Origin of the sequence: Rhizobacter koreensis (assembly GCF_013366375.1) — a bacterium.
Lineage (GTDB): Bacteria > Pseudomonadota > Gammaproteobacteria > Burkholderiales > Burkholderiaceae_C > Schlegelella_A > Schlegelella_A koreensis.
Genome location: NZ_JABWMJ010000006.1, coordinates 226,975 through 244,480 on the forward strand (window position 1 = coordinate 226,975; position 17,506 = coordinate 244,480).

Sequence of the window (17,506 nt, forward strand, 5' to 3'; positions counted from 1 at the left end):
CCGGCGGCGCCTTGCAGCGCCGCAGGACTCACTTCTTCTCGGGCTCGTTCTTCTTCTTGTCGTTGCCTTCGATGTACGGGCTCCACGGCTTGGCCGGGATCGGCGCCGGCGTCTTCCAGACCACGTTGAACTGGCCGTCGCTCTTCACCTCGCCGATGAACACCGGCTTGTGCAGGTGGTGGTTCTTCATGTCCATGGTCGACGTGAAGCCGCCCGGTGCCTTGAAGGTCTGCCCCGCCATCGCGGCGATCACCTTGTCGGTGTCGGTGCTCTTGGCCTTCTCGACCGCCTGCTTCCACATGTGGATGCCGATGTAGGTCGCCTCCATCGGGTCGTTGGTGAGCGGCTTGTCGGCGCCCGGGAGCTTCTTCGCCTTCGCATAGTCGGCCCACTGCTTCTTGAACGCGTCGTTGGTCGGGTTCTTGAGGCTCATGAAGTAGTTCCATGCCGCCAGGTGACCGACCAGCGGCTTGGTGTCGACACCGCGCAGCTCCTCCTCGCCGACCGAGAACGCGACCACCGGCACGTCGGTCGCCTTCAGGCCCTGGTTGCCGAGCTCCTTGTAGAACGGCACGTTCGAGTCGCCGTTGATGGTCGAGATCACCGCGGTCTTGCCACCGGCCGAGAACTTCTTGATGTCGGCGACGATGGTCTGGTAGTCGCTGTGGCCGAACGGCGTGTACTTCTCGTCGATGTCCGAGTCCTTGATGCCTTTCGACTTGAGGAACGCGCGCAGGATCTTGTTGGTGGTGCGCGGGTACACGTAGTCCGTACCGAGCAGCACGAAGCGCTTGGCGCCGCCGCCGTCCTTGCTCATCAGGTACTCGACGGCAGGGATGGCCTGCTGGTTCGGCGCGGCGCCCGTGTAGAACACATTCTTCGAGAGCTCCTCGCCCTCGTACTGCACCGGATAGAAGAGCAGCCCGTTGAGCTCCTCGACGACCGGCAGCACCGACTTGCGCGACACGCTGGTCCAGCAGCCGAACATCACCGCGACCTTGTCCTGGCCGATCAGCTGCTTGGCCTTCTCGGCGAACAGCGGCCAGTTCGACGCCGGGTCGACGACCACGGGCTCCAGCTTCTTGCCGAGCACGCCGCCCTTGGCGTTGATCTCGTCGATCGTCATCAGGGCGACGTCCTTGAGGACGGTCTCGGAGATCGCCATCGTTCCCGACAGCGAGTGCAGGATGCCCACCTTGATGGTGTCGGCGGCCTGCGCGCCGAGCGAGAACGACAGCAGCCCCGTGGTGGCGAGGGCGGCGCTGAGCGCCTTGATCAGATGGCGACGTTGCATGGAAGTACCTCCTGTATGTGCGAAAGCCGGGCGGGAGATTCCCCGCCACGTCGCGGCCAGATCGCAAGGCCCATGCCAAGTTGGTGCCGCAATAGGACGACGCCGCGTCTGCATGCTTCATCACAGCGCCATGGACCAAATCCCTCGCACCGAATCGTGCTTGCGCGCACCAAGATGGCTGATCGCTGCGCTGCAGGCACCAACACGCGTCGGCGCCGCCGCGTGATGCGCCGCGAAGGCGCGTGCCGGGCTCGGTTCGTGCAAGCGTGGCGTCGCCGCGTCGCCTTGCCCGCCTCGCCACGCCGTCGCTAAGATGCGCCCGCACTGCTTCGACAACCGACACGATCGATGGACCTGACCCCGCGCGAGAAGGACAAGCTGCTGATCTTCACGGCGGGCCTGCTCGCGGAGCGGCGCCGGGCGCGGGGTCTCAAGCTCAATCACCCCGAGGCCGTCGCGCTGATCAGCGCGGCCATTCTCGAAGGCGCCCGCGACGGCAAGAGCGTTGCCGCGCTGATGAGCGAAGGCAAGCAGGTGCTGACGCGCGCCGACGTGATGGAAGGCGTCGCCGAGATGATCCCCGACATCCAGGTCGAGGCGACGTTCCCCGACGGCACCAAGCTCGTCACCGTGCACCAGCCGATCGAATGATCGGCAGAACCGCGAAAGGGCTCCGATGTTCCGTCCGCTCATGCGACTTGCGATGGCGACCCTCGCCGCCGCAGCCGCCGCGTCACCCGCCCTGGCCCACGTGGTCGCGTCCGATCCGGCGCATGCGCACTGGCATCCCGGCGACCTGCTCGGCCTCGCCGCGGTGGCGGGCCTCGCCGCTCTCGCGGTGTGGATCGACCGGCGCTCGCGGTGATCCCGGGCGAACTGCTCGTCGCCGACGGGGCGCTCGAGCTCAACGCGGGCCGACGCACGCTGACGCTGGTGGTCGAGAACAGCGGCGACCGTCCGATCCAGGTCGGCTCGCACTATCACTTCGCGGAGACCAACGCGGCGCTGCGCTTCGACCGCGACGCCGCGCGCGGCATGCGGCTCGACATCGCCTCGGGCACCGCGGTCCGCTTCGAGCCCGGCCAGCAGCGCACGGTCGAGCTCGTCGACTACGCCGGCGCGCGCACCGTGTACGGCTTTCGGGGCCTCGTGCAGGGACAGCTCTGATGACTTCGATCGGCCGCCGCGCCTATGCGGAAATGTTCGGTCCGACCATTGGCGACCGGGTGCGCCTCGCCGACACCGGACTCGTCGTCGAGGTCGAGCGCGACTTCACGCTGCAGGCCGGCAGCTACGGCGAAGAGGTGAAGTTCGGCGGCGGCAAGACGATTCGCGACGGCATGGGGCAGAGCCAGCGCCTGGCCGACGAAGTCGCCGACACGGTGATCACCAACGCGCTGGTCATCGACCACTGGGGCATCGTCAAGGCCGACGTCGGCATCAAGAACGGCCTCGTCGCGCGGCTCGGCAAGGCCGGCAACCCCGACGTGCAGCCCGGCGTCGACATCGTGATCGGCCCGGGCACGGAAATCATCGCGGGCGAAGGGATGATCCTCACCGCGGGCGGCATCGATTCGCACATCCACTTCATCTGCCCGCAGCAGATCGAGGAGGCGCTGATGAGCGGCGTCACCACGATGCTCGGCGGCGGCACCGGGCCGGCAACCGGCACCTTCGCGACGACCTGCACGCCGGGGCCGTGGCACATCCACTCGATGCTGCGCGCGGCCGAGGCGTTCCCGATGAACCTCGGCTTCATGGGCAAGGGCAACGCCAGCCGGCCGCGCGCGCTCGAGGAGCAGATCGAGGCCGGCGCGATCGGCCTCAAGCTGCACGAGGACTGGGGCACCACGCCGGCGGCAATCGACTGCTGCCTCGGCGTCGCCGACGCGCACGACGTGCAGGTGACGATCCACACCGACACGCTCAACGAATCGGGCTTCGTCGAGGACACGGTCGCGGCGATCGGCGGACGCGCCATCTCGACCTTCCACACCGAGGGCGCCGGCGGCGGCCATGCGCCCGACATCATCAAGGTCGCGAGCCTCGCCAACGTGCTGCCGTCGTCGACCAACCCGACCATGCCGTACACCGTGAACACGGTCGACGAGCACCTCGACATGCTGATGGTGTGCCACCACCTCGACGCCGGCGTCGCCGAGGACCTGGCGTTCGCCGAGAGCCGGATCCGGCGCGAGACCATCGCCGCCGAAGACATCCTGCACGACCTCGGCGTGTTCTCGATGATGTCGTCCGACAGCCAGGCGATGGGCCGGGTGGGCGAGGTGATCGTGCGCACCTGGCAGGCCGCGCACAAGATGAAGGCGCAGCGCGGCTGGCTGGCCGCGCCCGCGCCGAACGGCTGCGAGGGCCAGGAGCGCAACGACAACTTCCGAGTGAAGCGCTACATCGCCAAGTACACGATCAACCCGGCGATCACGCAGGGCATCGCGCACGTCGTCGGCTCCATCGAGCCCGGCAAGCTCGCCGACCTCGTGCTCTGGAAGCCGGCGTTCTTCGGCGTCAAGCCGGCGCTGATCCTCAAGGGCGGGATGATCGCGGCGGCGGCGATGGGCGACCCCAACGCGTCGATCCCGACGCCGCAGCCGGTGCACTTCCGTCCGATGTTCGGCTCGTTCGGGCCGGCGCTGAACCCGACCTCGGTCACCTTTTTGTCGAGAGCGGCGCACGAGGCGGGCGTGGCCGACAAGCTGGGCCTGCGCCGCCGCATCGAAACCGTTCGCCAGACGCGCAGCATCGGCAAGCGCGACATGGTCCACAACGCCGGGACGCCGGCCATCGAGGTGGACCCGCAGACCTACGAGGTGCGTGCCGACGGCGTGTTGCTGACCTGCGAGCCGGCGACCGAGCTGCCGATGGCGCAGCGCTATTTCCTGTTCTGAGGCGACCGGCGCGGTTCGGTCCGCTTCGGCTTGCTTCGGCGAGCCCGGCAGGCTCGCCGATCGCGGGGGCCGCGGGCGGCCGAAGCATCGCCGCTGCGCTCGCGCGCTGTGGCGCTGTCGTGCCCGCCAGCGGCTCGCGCGCATGGCCGCGCGCGGGGCCACAATGCGCCGCTCGACCGGACGCATCCGTGCACCCCATCTGCAGCCCGAACCCCGCTCGTCTCGCCGCGCGTGCGGGCGTGGCGTGGGCGCCGCCGTGAGCGGCGGCGCGTCGGCGGCCGAAGTCGAAGCCGCCGCGGAGATCGAGCACGCATTCGGCCGGCCCGAGAGCGGCTGGCGCCGGCAGCTCTACCGCATCGTCTTCGAGAGCGACACGCCAGGCGGCCGAGCATTCGACCTGGTGCTCATCGGCGCGATCCTGGTCAGCGTCGGCGTCGTCGTGCTCGACAGCATGCAGGCCGCCGACGGCGCCCAGCGGGTGATGTTCGAGCGCCTGGAGTGGGCGTTCACCCTGCTGTTCACGCTCGAGTACGTGGCGCGCCTGCTGTGCGTGCGCCACCCGCTGCGCTACGCGACCAGCCTGTTCGGGGTGATCGACCTCGTGGCGGTGCTGCCGACGTACCTGGCGTTCTTCTTCCCCGACCTGCACGCGCTGATCGACGTGCGGATCCTGCGCCTGCTGCGCATCTTCAGGATCCTGAAGATGAGCGAGTACATCGCCGAGTACCGTGCGCTCGGGCGCGCGCTCGCGGCGAGCCGGCGCAAGATCTTCATCTTCCTGTCGTTCGTGCTGATGGTCGTGCTGGTGATGGGCACCCTGATGTACGTGATCGAAGGGCCGCAGAACGGCTTCACGAGCATTCCGGTGGGCATGTACTGGGCCATCGTCACGATGACGACCGTCGGCTTCGGCGACATCACGCCCAAGACCGAGCTCGGCCGCTTCGTCGCATCGTTCCAGATGCTGCTCGGCTGGGGCATCCTCGCCGTGCCGACCGGCATCGTGAGCGCCGAATTCACGGCGCAGCGCTTCGGCGGACAGCGCGATCGGCGCGCCGGCGGTCTGCGTTGTGCGCGCTGCGGCAGCGACGGCCACGAGCCGGCCGCCGCGTTCTGCAAGGATTGCGGCGCCCGTCTGCCCGGCACGACCGCTTCGACCGACCCGCGCTGAGCTTCCCGCGATCCCACTCGACTGCTTCTTCCATGCCGACCGTCAGCAAGATTCTTCCCCGCGGTGGCGGGCTCGCCGCCGTGCTGCTCAAGCGCCTGCCGTACGTCGACCTCGAGTGGGACGTGCGCCAGCGCAGCCGCTTCGAGGCGAGCGCCAGCGACGGCGCCGCGCTGCAGGTGTTCCTGCCGCGCGGCGCGGTGGTGCGCGGCGGCGACGTGCTGGTCGCCGACGACGGCTCGCTGCGTGTCGCGCGCGCGGCCGCGCAGCCGGTGCTGGTCGTCCGCGCGTGCGCCGAGCACGGCAGCGCACACGACCTGCTGCGCGCCGCCTATCACCTGGGCAACCGCCACGTCGCCCTCGAGCTGCAGCCCGACCGGCTGCTGCTCGAGCCCGATCACGTGCTCGCCGAAATGCTGCGCCGCATGCACCTCGACGTGACCGAAGCGATGCTGCCGTTCGAGCCGGAGGCCGGCGCCTACGCCGAAGGTGCGGCGGGGCACGGACACGACCACGGCCACGCGGCGCATGGCCACGGTCACGGTCACGGCCATGACGACCACGGCCATCGTCATCGCGAGCACGCGCACGGCGGCCACGAGGCACACGGTCACCGGCATGGCGAACAGCGTGCGGCCGACGCGCACCGTCAGCACGAGCACGCGCATTCCCACACGCCCGGCGCGCCCGCGCACACGCACGAACACGCGCACGCGGACGAACACGCGCACGCGGACGAATGCGGGGCGTGCGGCGACCACCACGGTGCGGCCGGTCACGCGCAGTCGCACGGCCATGCCGAGCAGGGCCATGCGACTGCCGACCAGGGGCCATGCCATGCACCCGCGGCCGGCGCGCCGGCCGCCCAGCGCCACGAGCAGGCGCACGGCACCCACGATGCGCTGCCCGTCGGTGCGGCGATGCCGCCCGCGTCGCGAGCCGATGCACCGCGCGGAGGCTGACGCCGCGCGAGCCTCGACCGCGTCGGCAGCCGACGCCACGGCGCAGGCTGTCGACGCCGCCCGGGCCGATGGCGCCGGCGCCGCGGTGGCCTGCGACCCCGACGGGGTGCGCCTCTCCGGGTCGTTGCCGGGACCGTCGCCGACGCTGGCCTCGTCCGCACTTCTGCAACTCATCTGGCTCGCCTCGCCGGCGCTGCCGGTCGGCGGCTTCAGCTATTCGGAAGGGCTCGAGCGCGCGATCGACGCCGGCCACGTGAGCGACGAAGCCGGCGCGGCCGCCTGGCTCGTCGACCAGCTGCACCTGGTCGCCGCGCGCAGCGACCTGCCGCTGCTCGCGGCGGCTTTCGCGGCCTGGCGCCGCGGCGACCATGCCGAAATCGCCGCCCTCAACGGCTGGTTCGCATCGACCCGCGACAGCGCCGAGTCGGCCCAGCAGGCGGCGCAGATGGGGCGCTCGCTGGCGGCGTGGCTGCACGGCCTCGACGCCGGCGCCCCGGGGCTCGACGCACTGCGCAGCCTCGAGCCGGCGCCGCAGTGGCCGGTCGCCTTCGCGTTGTGCGCCGCGCGCATCGAGAGCGTCGGCCCGCGCGACGCCCTGCTCGCCTGCGCGTTCGGCTGGGCCGAGAACATGGTGCAGGCGGCGGTGAAGGCGATGCCGCTCGGTCAGGCCGCCGGCCAGCGCCTGCTCGCGGCGCTCGCCCGCGAGATCCCGGCGGCGGTCGAGCACGCCCTCGCGCTTGCGGCCGCGGAGCGCCAGGCATTCGCCCCGATGCTCGGCGTGCTGTCGGCGCAGCACGAGGCGCAGTATTCGCGGCTGTTCCGCTCCTGAGCGCAGGGCGCCGCCGATAATCGCCCGATGCCTGCCGCCCCTTCCGCGCTCCACACGATCCCGCGCCGCACCCGCCGGCTGCCACCGCTGCGCGTCGGTGTCGGCGGCCCGGTCGGATCGGGCAAGACGACGCTGGTCGAGATGCTCTGCAAGACCATGCGCGACCGCTGGGACCTCGTGGTCGTCACCAACGACATCTACACCAAGGAAGATCAGCGCCTGCTCACGGTCGCCGGCGCGCTCGACGCCGACCGCATCATGGGCGTCGAGACCGGCGGCTGCCCGCATACCGCGATCCGCGAGGACGCCTCGATCAACCTCGAGGCGATCGACCGCATGCTCGAGCGCTACCCGGACGCCGACATCGTGTTCGTCGAGAGCGGTGGCGACAACCTCGCGGCGACCTTCAGCCCCGAGCTGTCGGACCTGACGATCTACGTGATCGACGTCGCCGCGGGCGAGAAGATTCCTCGCAAGGGCGGGCCCGGCATCACCAAGAGCGATCTCTTCGTGATCAACAAGACCGACCTCGCCCCGCACGTCGGGGCGAACCTCGAGGTGATGCGCGCCGATACCGAGCGCATGCGCGGCACGCGGCCGTTCGTGATGACCAACCTGAAGACCCGCGAGGGGCTCGCGGCGGTGGTCGACTTCATCGAGAAGCGCGGCCTGCTGACCGCCGGCTGACCGCGCGCGCAGCGGCTCGTCGTCATTCGCCCGGCGGGGGCGCCGCCGGAAGGGCCCGCTACGCGGCAGTCGCGATGCTGGCGCGGCGGCGCCGGGACCAGCCCGCGACGCCGAGCGCCACGGCGAGCAACGCCAGCATCCCGGGTTCGGGGATCACCGCCGCCGGCTGCACCGCGACGAGCTCGGCGAAGTGCCCGAACACCGTCGCCGCGCCGATCGCCGGCGACGCGCTCCAGAGGCTGCCGAAGAACAGGTCGCCCGCGCCGCCGATCGCGAAGGCGTCGAACGGCGTGCTGAGGGCATAGCCGCCGACCAGCCCGACGCCCGGCACCCACGAGAACGCCGCGCTGACGTCGCAGAATGCCCATGCGCATGTCGACGGCGTGGTGAAGCCGGGCCCGACTGCTTGCAGGCCGCTTCCGGCGCTGGTCTGGTGGCCGGCGTTGTCGGCGTGCCACGACAGCGTGCCGACGCTGCCGGGGTCGTCGAGCGTGAAGCCGACCTGCGAGAGATAGTCGCGCGCGGCCGCGAACCGGGCGGTGTCGACGCCGAGCGGCAGCATGAAGCCGTCGAGCACGAAGCGGTAGCTCACCGGCATGGCGAACGCGGGCGCGGCGAGCAGGAGGGCGAAGGCGAAGAGAAGCTTGCGCATGGGGTCGGCCCCGTGTGCGGACCGAGCGCCCGCGATCGCCGCAGGCTACCGGGCTCTGCCGCGGGCGCGGCTCGGATCGACGCTGCCACGCGTGACTTCGGTCACGACTCGCGCGGCAAGCCGCCGGACGGTTCGCGACCGGCGGGACCTTGGAGCCGGCGAGCCATGCACGCGCAGCGCCTGGCGGGCCCGCGGCGAGTGACCGGCTCCGGGGTGCCGGGGCGGCCGGCGGCTCGATCCCCTCAGGCCGGCGTGATGTCGCGTGTCGGCACCCAGAACACCGCGCCGTCCTGCTCGAACACCTCGACCGGCTGCAGCTTGCCGCGCCCGCACGGACCGCCGACGCAGCGGCCGCTCGCCGGCGCGTACTCGGCGCCATGGATCGAGCAGATGATGAACTCGCGGCTCGAGTCGAGGAACTCGCCCGGCAGCCAGTCCATCTCGGCCGGCACGTGCGCGCAGCGGTTCAGATAGGCGACGACGCGACCTTCGAAGCGCAAGGCGAATGCGCGCAGCGGCTCGCGGAACTGGAGCACGTCGAAGAGGACGGCGGTGCCCTTCTCGACCAGCGCGTCCGACGCGCAGAGCCAGAGCCGCTGCGGCGGCGCGGGCTCAGGCATGCCGTTCGAGCCATTGCGCGAGCTCGGCCATCGAGTGCGCGACGAAGAGCGGCGCGTGCGCCTCGAACGCGTCGTGCGCATGGGCGCCGTACCCGACGCCGATCGCGGCACAGCCGGCGTTCGCGGCGAGCTGCAGGTCGTGCGTGGTGTCGCCGATCATCAGCGTGCGCTCGGGCCCGACGGCGAGCTCGTCCATCAGCTCGAGCAGCATCTGCGGGTGGGGCTTGCCGAAGGTCTCGTCGGCGGTGCGCGTCGCGTCGAACAGGCTGCCGAGCATCGAGCGCTCGAGCACGCGGTCGAGGCCGCGCCGCGACTTGCCGGTCGCGACGCCGAGCCGGTGGCCGCGCGACTTCAGCGCCTCGAGCATCTGCACGGTGCCCTCGAACAGCACCACATCGTCCTCGCGCGCGAGGTAGTGATGGCGATAGCGGTCGGCGAGCTCGCGATAGCGCGAGGCCGGCAGCTCGGGCGCGGCGTGCTGCAGCGCTTCGGCAAGGCCGAGGCCGATCACGTAGCGTGCATCGACCTCGCTCGGCACCCGCGTGCCCACATCGGCGCAGGCGGCGCGGATCGCGTCGGCGATCAGAGCCGTCGAGTCGAACAGGGTGCCGTCCCAGTCGAAGACGACGAGGTCGAAGCGGCGCGGGCGCGGCGGCGAAGAGGGGGCGTCAGGAGTCATTCGGGGGCGACCGGGTCGCGGGAGGCGACGCCGAGGCGTCGGGAGACAGGAAAACGCGCGCCGCCTCAGGCGTGCGCGGAAGCAGACGCCGATTCGAGCGCATGCAGCAGCCGCATGCATGCGTCGGGCAGCGGCGCCTCGAGCGCGACGGGGACATCGGTGACCGGGTGCACGAAGCGCAGCGCGCGCGCGTGCAGGAACATGCGCTCGAAACGGCAGCTGGCGACCGCACTGCCGCGCGCCAGCGCCTTGTTGAGCTCGAAGTCGCCGTACTTGGGATCGCCGGCGATCGGGTGACCCTGGTGCGCGAGGTGGACGCGGATCTGGTGCGTGCGGCCGGTCTTGATCGTCACGTCGAGCCAGGTGAACGCGGCGAACGCCTGCACCACGCGCACCAGGGTGATCGAGCGTCGGCCGTCGTCGTGGTCGGCGTCGACGACCCGAACGCGCCGTTCGCCGTCGGCTCCGAGGTACTTGTGCAGCGCCTCGTCGATCACCTTCAGGTTGGCCGGCCAGGCGCCCGCGACCAGCGCGGCGTAGGTCTTGCCGACCGCGCGCTCGCCGCTGCGCTGGCGCAGGTCGTCCTGCAGGCGGACCAGCGCGGCACGCGTCTTGGCGATCATCAGGAGCCCGGAGGTTTCCTTGTCGAGCCGGTGCACGAGCTCGAGCAGGCGGGCGTCGGGTCGCGCCCGCCGCAGCTGCTCGATGACGCCGAAGCTCACCCCGCTGCCGCCGTGCACGGCGACGCCCGCCGGCTTGTCGATCACGATGAGGTGGTCGTCCTCGTAGACCGTCGCGAACTCGCGCGCCGGCACGGCGGCGCGATCGTCGGCCGCGCTCGAGGTGCGGATCGGCGGCACACGAACGTCGTCGCCGAGCTCGACGCGAGTGTCGGCGCTCGCGCGCGCCTTGTTGACGCGCACCTCGCCCGAGCGGATCACCCGGTAGACGTGCGTCTTGGGAACGCCCTTGAGCAGCTTGACCAGGAAGTTGTCGAGGCGCTGCCCGGCGCCGCTCTCGTCGACGACGACGTGGCGCACGCTCGGCCCGTCGGCGATCGCCGGGGCCCCGTGCGCCGCCGGTTCGGGCGTGGGTGGCGGCGCGCCCTTCGCGGCACCCGCGCGAGGTCCCGCGGACCGCTGCGGTGCCCTGGCGCGACCCGGGGCGGCGGGCGCGGTCGCGCCGGCCGGATTGCCCCGTATAATTCGCCGCACCACGACCTCGCTGTAAGTGTTTGATTCCAGCAGAGTTTAGCGTCGCACTGCAGGAGACGTGGCTGGCCAGGGTACCGACTTGCTGTCCCATGCGAGGCAGCGGCCCCGGCTCAGACGGTGATGCAACGCCTCGATGTGGCGGCGGGCGTCGTCCCCGAGTGACGGCGCAGCCGCTGGGTCGCAGCGGAATGAGCGAACAAGAACGAACCCTCAGCAAAAGGTTTTCCCGGCCGTAGAGCACCCCTTCGCATCCAGGCCTCGTTCCTGACCGCGATTCCCGCTCTCCGGCCCACGCGTCCAGTCTCACGCGGATGTCGAGCAAGCCCCCTTCGCAGGCGCGCCACGCGCCCGGCACGAGCCACCCGCTCGCAGGCCGGGCTGCCGCGGCGCGGCCTCGTGTCTGCGGCGCGCCACCGACCGGTCCGACGCAGCGCCTCCCCGGCGCTGCCGGCCTGCTCCCCGCCCGATCGCTGCGACGCCAGCGCCAACGCTGCGCGAGCCGCCGAACCTTCGGCATCCGGCTCCCGCGGTCCAGGGCGATTCCTTCCGGTTCCATCGCGTTTCTCGTGCATCGATCCGCCACCTGAGGGCTTGCCGCCCGGTGGCTGTTGAGACGCGCGCCGCGAACGGCGCGCGAGAGAGGATTTGCCGATGAAACGCATGCTGATCAACGCGACTCAGCCGGAAGAGCGCCGCCTGGCGATCGTCGACGGCCAGAAGCTGATGGACTTCGAGACCGAGATCGAAGGCCGCGAACAGCGCAAGGGGAACATCTACAAGGCGGTCGTGACGCGGGTCGAGCCGTCGCTCGAAGCCTGCTTCGTCGACTACGGCGAGGACCGCCACGGCTTCCTGCCGTTCAAGGAGATCTCGAAGAACTACTTCCGCGAGGGCACCGACGCGCGCACGGCGCGCATCCAGGACGCCATCAAGGAAGGCGACGCGCTGCTGGTCCAGGTCGAGAAGGAAGAGCGCGGCAACAAGGGCGCCGCCCTCACGACGTTCATCAGCCTCGCCGGCCGATACCTGGTGCTGATGCCCAACAACCCGCGCGGCGGCGGCGTCTCGCGCCGCATCGAGGGCGAGGACCGCGAGGAGCTCAAGGAGAACCTCGACCAGCTCGAGTACCCGAAGGGCATGAGCCTGATCGCACGCACCGCCGGCATCGGCCGCAGCGCGCCCGAGCTGCAGTGGGACCTCAATTACCTGCTCAAGCTCTGGACCGCGATCGACGGCGCCGGCAAGGTCGGCAAGGGCGCGTTCCTGATCTACCAGGAGTCGTCGCTGGTGATCCGCGCGATCCGCGACTACTTCACCGCCGACATCGGCGAGATCCTGATCGACACCGACGACATCTTCGATCAGGCGCAGCAGTTCATGACCCACGTGATGCCGGAGACGGCGCACAAGGTCAAGCGCTACCGCGACGACGCGGCCCTGTTCAGCCGGTTCCAGATCGAGCACCAGATCGAGACCGCGTTCGCGCGCACCGTCAACCTGCCGTCGGGCGGCGCGATCGTGATCGACCACACCGAGGCGCTGGTCTCGGTCGACGTCAACTCGGCGCGCTCGACGCGCGGCAGCGACATCGAGGAGACCGCGACCCGTACCAACCTCGAGGCCGCCGACGAGATCGCGCGCCAGATGCGCCTGCGCGACCTGGGCGGCCTGATCGTCGTCGACTTCATCGACATGGAGGAGTCGAAGAACCGCCGCGAGGTCGAGACGCGCCTGCGCGACGCGCTGCGTCAGGACCGCGCCCGGGTCCAGTTCTCGTCGATCTCGAAGTTCGGCCTGCTCGAACTGAGCCGCCAGCGCCTGCGCCCGGCGCTCAGCGAAGGCAGCCACATCACCTGCCCGCGCTGCAACGGCACCGGCCACATCCGCGACACCGAGTCGAGCGCGCTGCAGATCCTGCGCATGGTGCAGGAAGAGTCGATGAAGGAAAACACCGCGGCGGTGCACGTGCAGGTGCCGGTCGAGGTGACGTCGTTCCTGCTCAACGAGAAGCGCACCGAGATCACCAAGATCGAGCTGAAGCAGCGCGTGACCGTGCTCCTGGTGCCGAACAAGGCGCTCGAGACGCCGAACTATCGCCTCGAGCGACTGCGCCACGACGACCCGCGCCTCGAGAACCTGCAGGCCAGCTACACGATGATCGACGAGCCCGAAGAGGAAGTCGGCATCACGCGGCGTGAGAAGGCCAAGCCGAAGCAGGAACCCGTCATCAAGGGCATCCTGCCCGAGACGCCGGCGCCGATGCCGGTGGCCAAGCCCGAACCAGCGGCTCCCGCACCGGTCGCCGCGCCAGCTCCGGTCGCCCCGGCACCCGCACCCGCGCGTGCCCCGGCACCGCTGCCCGCGGGCGGCGGCTTCTTCTCGTGGGTCAAGAGCCTGTTCGGCAGCGAGCCGGCGCCGGCCGCGACGCCGGCGGCACCGGTCGCCGCACCGGCTCCGCAGGCGCCGTCCGCCGAAGAGGCGCGTCCGGAGCGCAGCGGCCGTGGCGGCCGCGGTGGTCGGGGTCGCGGCGGCGAGCGCGAGGGCCAGCGTGGTGAGCGCGGCGAGCGCACCGAAGGCGGCCGTGACAACCGCGGGCGCCGCAACGAGCGCGGCACCGAGGAGCAGACCGCACGCGGCGGCGCCGCGGAAGGCGCACGGACGGACGAGCGCGCGACGCGCGGCGAAGGTCGTGGCGAAGCACGCGGCGAGCGCGCGGAACGTGGTCCGCGCGGTGAACGTGGCGAGCGTGGCGAGCGCGCCGAGCGAGGCGAAAATCGCGAGGCTCGCGAATCGCGGCGCGAAGGCCGTGAGGCTCGCGAAGGCCGCGAGCCGCGCGACGCACGCGAAAGTCGCGGCGAGGCGCGTCCCGCTGACGCCGGCGTCGAGCCGCGCGCCGACGGCGAAACCGGCAACGAAGCTCGCCGGGAACGCGCCGAGCGCGAACCTCGGGTCCGCGAGGACGCCGCCGAGCCGATGCCGCTCGGCACGCTGGCACCGGCTGAGTCCGGCGAAGGCGCGGGCGAGCTTGCCGCCACCGAGTCTGGCAACGGCAGCGAGGCCACGGGCGAACGCACCGGACGGCGCCGCAACCGCCGTGGTGGTCGCGGGAACCGCGAGCGCGACGACAACCGCGCTGCCGATGCCACCGGCGACGCCGCCGAGGGCCTCGACGGCCTGAACGTCGGCAGCGATCCGGTAGCGATCGCCGCCGGCGATGGCGCGAGCCTCGAGTCGGGCCCTGCGGCGCCGGGAGGCGGCGCTGGAGCCGATGGCGGCGAGACCGAGCGCATCGGCGGTGCGCCGACCGCCGACGAGGCAGCACCGTCCGGTGAAGGTCGCCGGCGTGGGCGTGGCCGCCAGCGCCGCGACCGCGGCGAGGGCGAGAGCAGTCGGGCCGCGGAGGCGACCGCGTTCGACGCCGACGTCGTGCGTGCCGACGCCGTGGCGAGCGAGCCGGCCGAGGTGGTGGGTGCCGAGATGGCCGAGGCGCCGCACACGGTGACCCGCGTCTCCGCCGTCGACGTCCGGCCCGACGAGGCCGCTTCTGCCGAGCCGGCATCGTCGGTCGGCGTCGAACCGGCTGCGCCGGCCCGGGTGCCCGGCGGCGACGGCAACGGCGCAGCCGCTCCGCGGCGCGAGGCCCAGGCCGCGGCCTCGCGCGCCGAGCCCTTCGAGCTGCCGATCGACTCGTTGCGCGAGCTCGCCGAGAGCGCCGGGCTGCAGTGGGTCCACTCGGACGCCGAGAAGATCCGCGCCGCGCAGAACGCGCTCGCGAGCCAGCCCAGGCCCGTGCATGTGCCGCGCGAGCGCCCGCCGGTGCCGGTGCTCGACCAGGGCCCGCTGATCCTGGTCGAGACCCGGAAGGACCTCGCGCAGGTGCAGCTGCCGTTCGAACGCGCGCAGCAGGGCTCGACCGGCGCGGTCTGACGCGCCGCTTCCGAGCGGCGCCGCCGCAGCCTGTGGGCGCGGCGGCGTTTTCACGTGCGGAGAGAGTAGAAGCCGAGAGCGGCGCAGGCCCTTCCGCGGGCGAGCCACGACGGAACGGCACCCCGCGCGCGGCGACGTCTCGGCGCCTGACGGCACGGCCCCCGCGCCGGCAGCGGCCGCTCTCTCGTCGCCGCAGCCATCAGGGCTGCAGCGACCTTCCCCTCAGGGCAGCCGCTCGAGCGCGCGCTGGTACATCGGGTCGTGCATCAGCTCGTCCCATGGCAGCGGCGCCACCTTCGGCAGCAGCTCGCGGCGACGCCGCTCGCTGTCCGGATCGGCGTGCCAGAGGCCGTTCAACTGCGCCGCGGCGAGTTCGTCGAGCAGCGCATCGAGCGCATCGCCGTTGCCCACCGACTGGTTGCAAAGCAGCACCAGGTCGCAGCCGGCGCTCAGCGCGACCGCAGCGGCGTCGGCGTACGAGAGCTCGGCGCCGTCGATCTGGCGCGCCCCGGCCATGCTGAGGTCGTCGCTGAAGATCGCGCCGTCGAAGCCGAGCTGCAGGCGCAGGATGTCCTTGAGCCAGCGCGCCGAGAAGCCCGCCGGGCGCGAGTCGACACGGCGGTAGATCACGTGTGCCGGCATCACGCTCGAGAGGCTCGAGCCGAGCCACTCGTACGGCTTCGCGTCGTCGGCGAGGATGGCGCGCAGCGGGCGCCGGTCGACCGGCACGTCGACGTGGCTGTCGGCGGCGACGAAGCCGTGCCCCGGAAAGTGCTTGCCGCAGTTCGCCATGCCGGCGAGCAGCAGGCCGTGCATCAGGCTCTTGGCGAGCACCGTGACCACGCGCGGGTCGCGGTGGAACGCGCGATCACCGATGACCGCGCTCGGCCCGTGGTCGAGGTCGAGCACCGGCGTGAAGCTGAGGTCGACGCCGCACGAGCGCAGCTCGGCGCCGAGGACGTAGCCCGCGGCGGTCGCCGCCTCGGTCGCCCGCATGGCGCCGCTGCGGGCGCCGGCACGGCCGTCGTTCATCCACTGCTCGCCGAGCACGCGCATCGGTGGCAGGTGGGTGAAGCCGTCGGTGCGGAAGCGCTGCACGCGACCGCCCTCGTGGTCGACCGCGATCAGCAGGTCCGCGCGGACCGACTTGATCTCGCGGGTGAGCTCGACGAGCTGGTGCCGGCTCTCCCAGTTGCGGCCGAACAGGATGACGCCGCCGCAGAGCGGGTGCTTCAGGCGCCGGCGGTCGTCGCGCGTGAGGGCGAGTCCGGCGACGTCGAGGACGATCGGGGCGTGGTCGGTCATGGGCAGGGTCGGTTGGATCAGCGAAAACGGTGCGCGGCTCGCACCGGCAGGTATCAGCGCGCGGGCTCGCGCTGCTCGACGACGACGAAGCTCGCCGCGTAATCGGTCTCGTCGGTGACGCTGACGTGCGCGACCAGGCCGCGGGCATCGAACCAGGCCGCGAGCTCGCCGTGCAGGCGGATCGCCGGCTTGCCGCTCGGCAGCTTGACGACTTCGCAGCCACGCCAGGTCATCGGCATCCGCATGCCCATGCCGATCGCCTTCGAGAAGGCTTCCTTGGCGGAGAAGCGCGTCGCCAGGAAGCGGATGCCGCGCTCGGGGTGGCTGGCGCGGCGCGCGTGAAAGGTCGCGAGCTCGCCGGGCGCGAGCACCTTCTCGGCGAAGCGATCGCCGCGCCGCTCGAGCGATGCGGCGATGCGTCGCACGTCGCAGATGTCGGTGCCGATGCCGAAGATCATCCGCGGGCGCCGCTCGCGATCGCGCGCAGCAACTCGCGCACCGCGGCGTCGATGCCGAGCTCGAGTGCGCGCGCGATCAGCGCGTGCCCGATCGACACCTCGAGCACCCCTGGCACCGCGCGCAGGAACTCGGCGAGGTTCTCGTGGTTGAGGTCGTGGCCGGCATTGACGCCAAGGCCCTCGGCAAGCGCCGCGTTCGCGGCCGCGGCGAAGCGCGCCAGCACCTCGCGCTGATGTGGCGCGCCGTGGGCGGCGGCATACGGCTCCGTGTAGAGCTCGACGCGGTCGGTGCCGAGCGCGCGCGCGGTCGCCATCGCGGCCGGGTCGGCGTCGACGAAGAGGCTCACCCGCACGCCGAGCGCCCTCGCCTCGGCGATCAGCGGAGCGAGGCGCTCGCCGTCGGCCGCGAAGTCCCAGCCGTGGTCCGACGTCGACTGACCGACGGCGTCGGGAACGAAGGTGCACTGGTCGGGCCGGAAGCGGCGCACCAGCGGCATCAGGTTGTGGAACGGGTTGCCCTCGATGTTGAACTCGGCACCCGGCCGCTCCGCCAGCAGCGCGGCGAGCTCCGGCAGGTCGGCGGCGCGGATGTGGCGCTCGTCGGGGCGCGGGTGCACGGTGATGCCGTGCGCGCCGACGTCGAGCGCGAGCTCGGCGATGCGGGTCACGCTCGGGATCGTCAGCGCGCGCTGGTTGCGCAGCAGCGCCACCTTGTTCACGTTGACCGACAGCGCGGTGGCCGGATGCGCGGCGAGGCCGCTGCTGACGAGGGGGTTCATCGGGCTGTGTTCGGCGCGAACGCCGCAAA

The 17,506-nt window shown here is 71.6% G+C and carries 17 protein-coding genes; 9 read left to right on the plus strand and 8 right to left on the minus strand.

Annotation, left to right across the window (positions count from 1 at the left end; translation table 11 throughout):
• Window positions 1-28 precede the first annotated feature (28 nt).
• Window positions 29-1,294: an urea ABC transporter substrate-binding protein gene (gene urtA, locus HQN59_RS14340; protein WP_176069787.1), complete on the minus strand. Its 1,266-nt coding sequence runs from the start codon at window positions 1,292-1,294 to the stop codon at window positions 29-31.
• Between the two features lie 348 nt (window positions 1,295-1,642).
• Here urtA and HQN59_RS14345 point away from each other — a divergent pair, with 348 nt between their 5' ends.
• From HQN59_RS14345 to ureG, 8 genes are all read left to right on the plus strand, one after another.
• Window positions 1,643-1,945 carry an urease subunit gamma gene (locus HQN59_RS14345; RefSeq protein WP_176069788.1) on the plus strand — a complete coding sequence of 101 codons (303 nt, stop codon included), beginning with the start codon at window positions 1,643-1,645 and terminating at the stop codon, window positions 1,943-1,945.
• Between the two features lie 25 nt (window positions 1,946-1,970).
• Entirely contained in the window at window positions 1,971-2,159 is a 189-nt protein-coding gene (locus HQN59_RS14350) for a hypothetical protein (RefSeq protein ID WP_176069789.1), read from the plus strand.
• Complete coding sequence (locus HQN59_RS14355; protein ID WP_176069920.1) at window positions 2,156-2,461, plus strand: urease subunit beta; 306 nt, start codon at window positions 2,156-2,158, stop codon at window positions 2,459-2,461. Before HQN59_RS14350 ends, HQN59_RS14355 begins: the two co-directional genes overlap by 4 nt.
• Window positions 2,461-4,197 carry an urease subunit alpha gene (gene ureC / locus HQN59_RS14360; protein ID WP_176069790.1) on the plus strand — a complete coding sequence of 579 codons (1,737 nt, stop codon included), beginning with the start codon at window positions 2,461-2,463 and terminating at the stop codon, window positions 4,195-4,197. The genes HQN59_RS14355 and ureC overlap by 1 nt, the downstream gene beginning before the upstream one ends.
• Before the next feature lie 256 nt (window positions 4,198-4,453).
• Window positions 4,454-5,368 (plus strand): ion transporter, encoded by a 915-nt coding sequence (locus HQN59_RS14365; RefSeq protein WP_342451208.1) that lies wholly within the window; start codon window positions 4,454-4,456, stop codon window positions 5,366-5,368.
• A 32-nt stretch (window positions 5,369-5,400) separates the two neighbouring features.
• Window positions 5,401-6,327: an urease accessory protein UreE gene (gene ureE / locus HQN59_RS26145; protein WP_176069792.1), complete on the plus strand. Its 927-nt coding sequence runs from the start codon at window positions 5,401-5,403 to the stop codon at window positions 6,325-6,327.
• Complete coding sequence (locus tag HQN59_RS14375; protein ID WP_176069793.1) at window positions 6,308-7,156, plus strand: urease accessory protein UreF; 849 nt, start codon at window positions 6,308-6,310, stop codon at window positions 7,154-7,156. The genes ureE and HQN59_RS14375 overlap by 20 nt, the downstream gene beginning before the upstream one ends.
• A gap of 27 nt (window positions 7,157-7,183) precedes the next feature.
• Window positions 7,184-7,843 carry an urease accessory protein UreG gene (gene ureG / locus HQN59_RS14380; RefSeq protein ID WP_176069794.1) on the plus strand — a complete coding sequence of 220 codons (660 nt, stop codon included), beginning with the start codon at window positions 7,184-7,186 and terminating at the stop codon, window positions 7,841-7,843.
• A gap of 58 nt (window positions 7,844-7,901) precedes the next feature.
• Here ureG and HQN59_RS14385 read toward each other — a convergent pair whose 3' ends face one another.
• From HQN59_RS14385 to HQN59_RS14400, 4 genes are all read right to left on the minus strand, one after another.
• The gene (locus HQN59_RS14385; RefSeq protein WP_176069795.1) at window positions 7,902-8,495 is read right to left on the minus strand and encodes a PEP-CTERM sorting domain-containing protein; all 594 of its coding nucleotides are present in this window, start codon (window positions 8,493-8,495) and stop codon (window positions 7,902-7,904) included.
• Window positions 8,496-8,737: 242 nt separating this feature from the next.
• The gene (locus HQN59_RS14390; protein ID WP_176069796.1) at window positions 8,738-9,115 is read right to left on the minus strand and encodes a Rieske (2Fe-2S) protein; all 378 of its coding nucleotides are present in this window, start codon (window positions 9,113-9,115) and stop codon (window positions 8,738-8,740) included.
• Window positions 9,108-9,794, minus strand: a complete 687-nt coding sequence (locus HQN59_RS14395; RefSeq protein ID WP_176069797.1) for an HAD family hydrolase — start codon at window positions 9,792-9,794, stop codon at window positions 9,108-9,110. Before HQN59_RS14395 ends, HQN59_RS14390 begins: the two co-directional genes overlap by 8 nt.
• Before the next feature lie 65 nt (window positions 9,795-9,859).
• A complete protein-coding gene (locus tag HQN59_RS14400; protein WP_176069798.1) occupies window positions 9,860-10,834 on the minus strand; it encodes an RluA family pseudouridine synthase in 975 nt (324 codons plus the stop codon).
• An 825-nt stretch (window positions 10,835-11,659) separates the two neighbouring features.
• Here HQN59_RS14400 and HQN59_RS14405 point away from each other — a divergent pair.
• Window positions 11,660-14,935, plus strand: coding sequence for an Rne/Rng family ribonuclease (locus HQN59_RS14405; RefSeq protein ID WP_176069799.1), 3,276 nt, complete (start codon window positions 11,660-11,662; stop codon window positions 14,933-14,935).
• Window positions 14,936-15,157: 222 nt separating this feature from the next.
• On the opposite strand, the gene nagZ is transcribed toward HQN59_RS14405, so the two are convergent.
• Genes nagZ through HQN59_RS14420 form a run of 3 tightly spaced genes read right to left on the minus strand, consistent with a single transcriptional unit; the run spans window position 15,158 to window position 17,477 of the window.
• Entirely contained in the window at window positions 15,158-16,240 is a 1,083-nt protein-coding gene (gene nagZ / locus HQN59_RS14410; protein ID WP_176069800.1) for a beta-N-acetylhexosaminidase, read from the minus strand.
• Between the two features lie 53 nt (window positions 16,241-16,293).
• Window positions 16,294-16,698 (minus strand): holo-ACP synthase, encoded by a 405-nt coding sequence (gene acpS, locus HQN59_RS14415; RefSeq protein ID WP_176069801.1) that lies wholly within the window; start codon window positions 16,696-16,698, stop codon window positions 16,294-16,296.
• Window positions 16,695-17,477, minus strand: a complete 783-nt coding sequence (locus HQN59_RS14420) for a pyridoxine 5'-phosphate synthase (protein ID WP_176069802.1) — start codon at window positions 17,475-17,477, stop codon at window positions 16,695-16,697. Before HQN59_RS14420 ends, acpS begins: the two co-directional genes overlap by 4 nt.
• Window positions 17,478-17,506 lie beyond the last annotated feature (29 nt).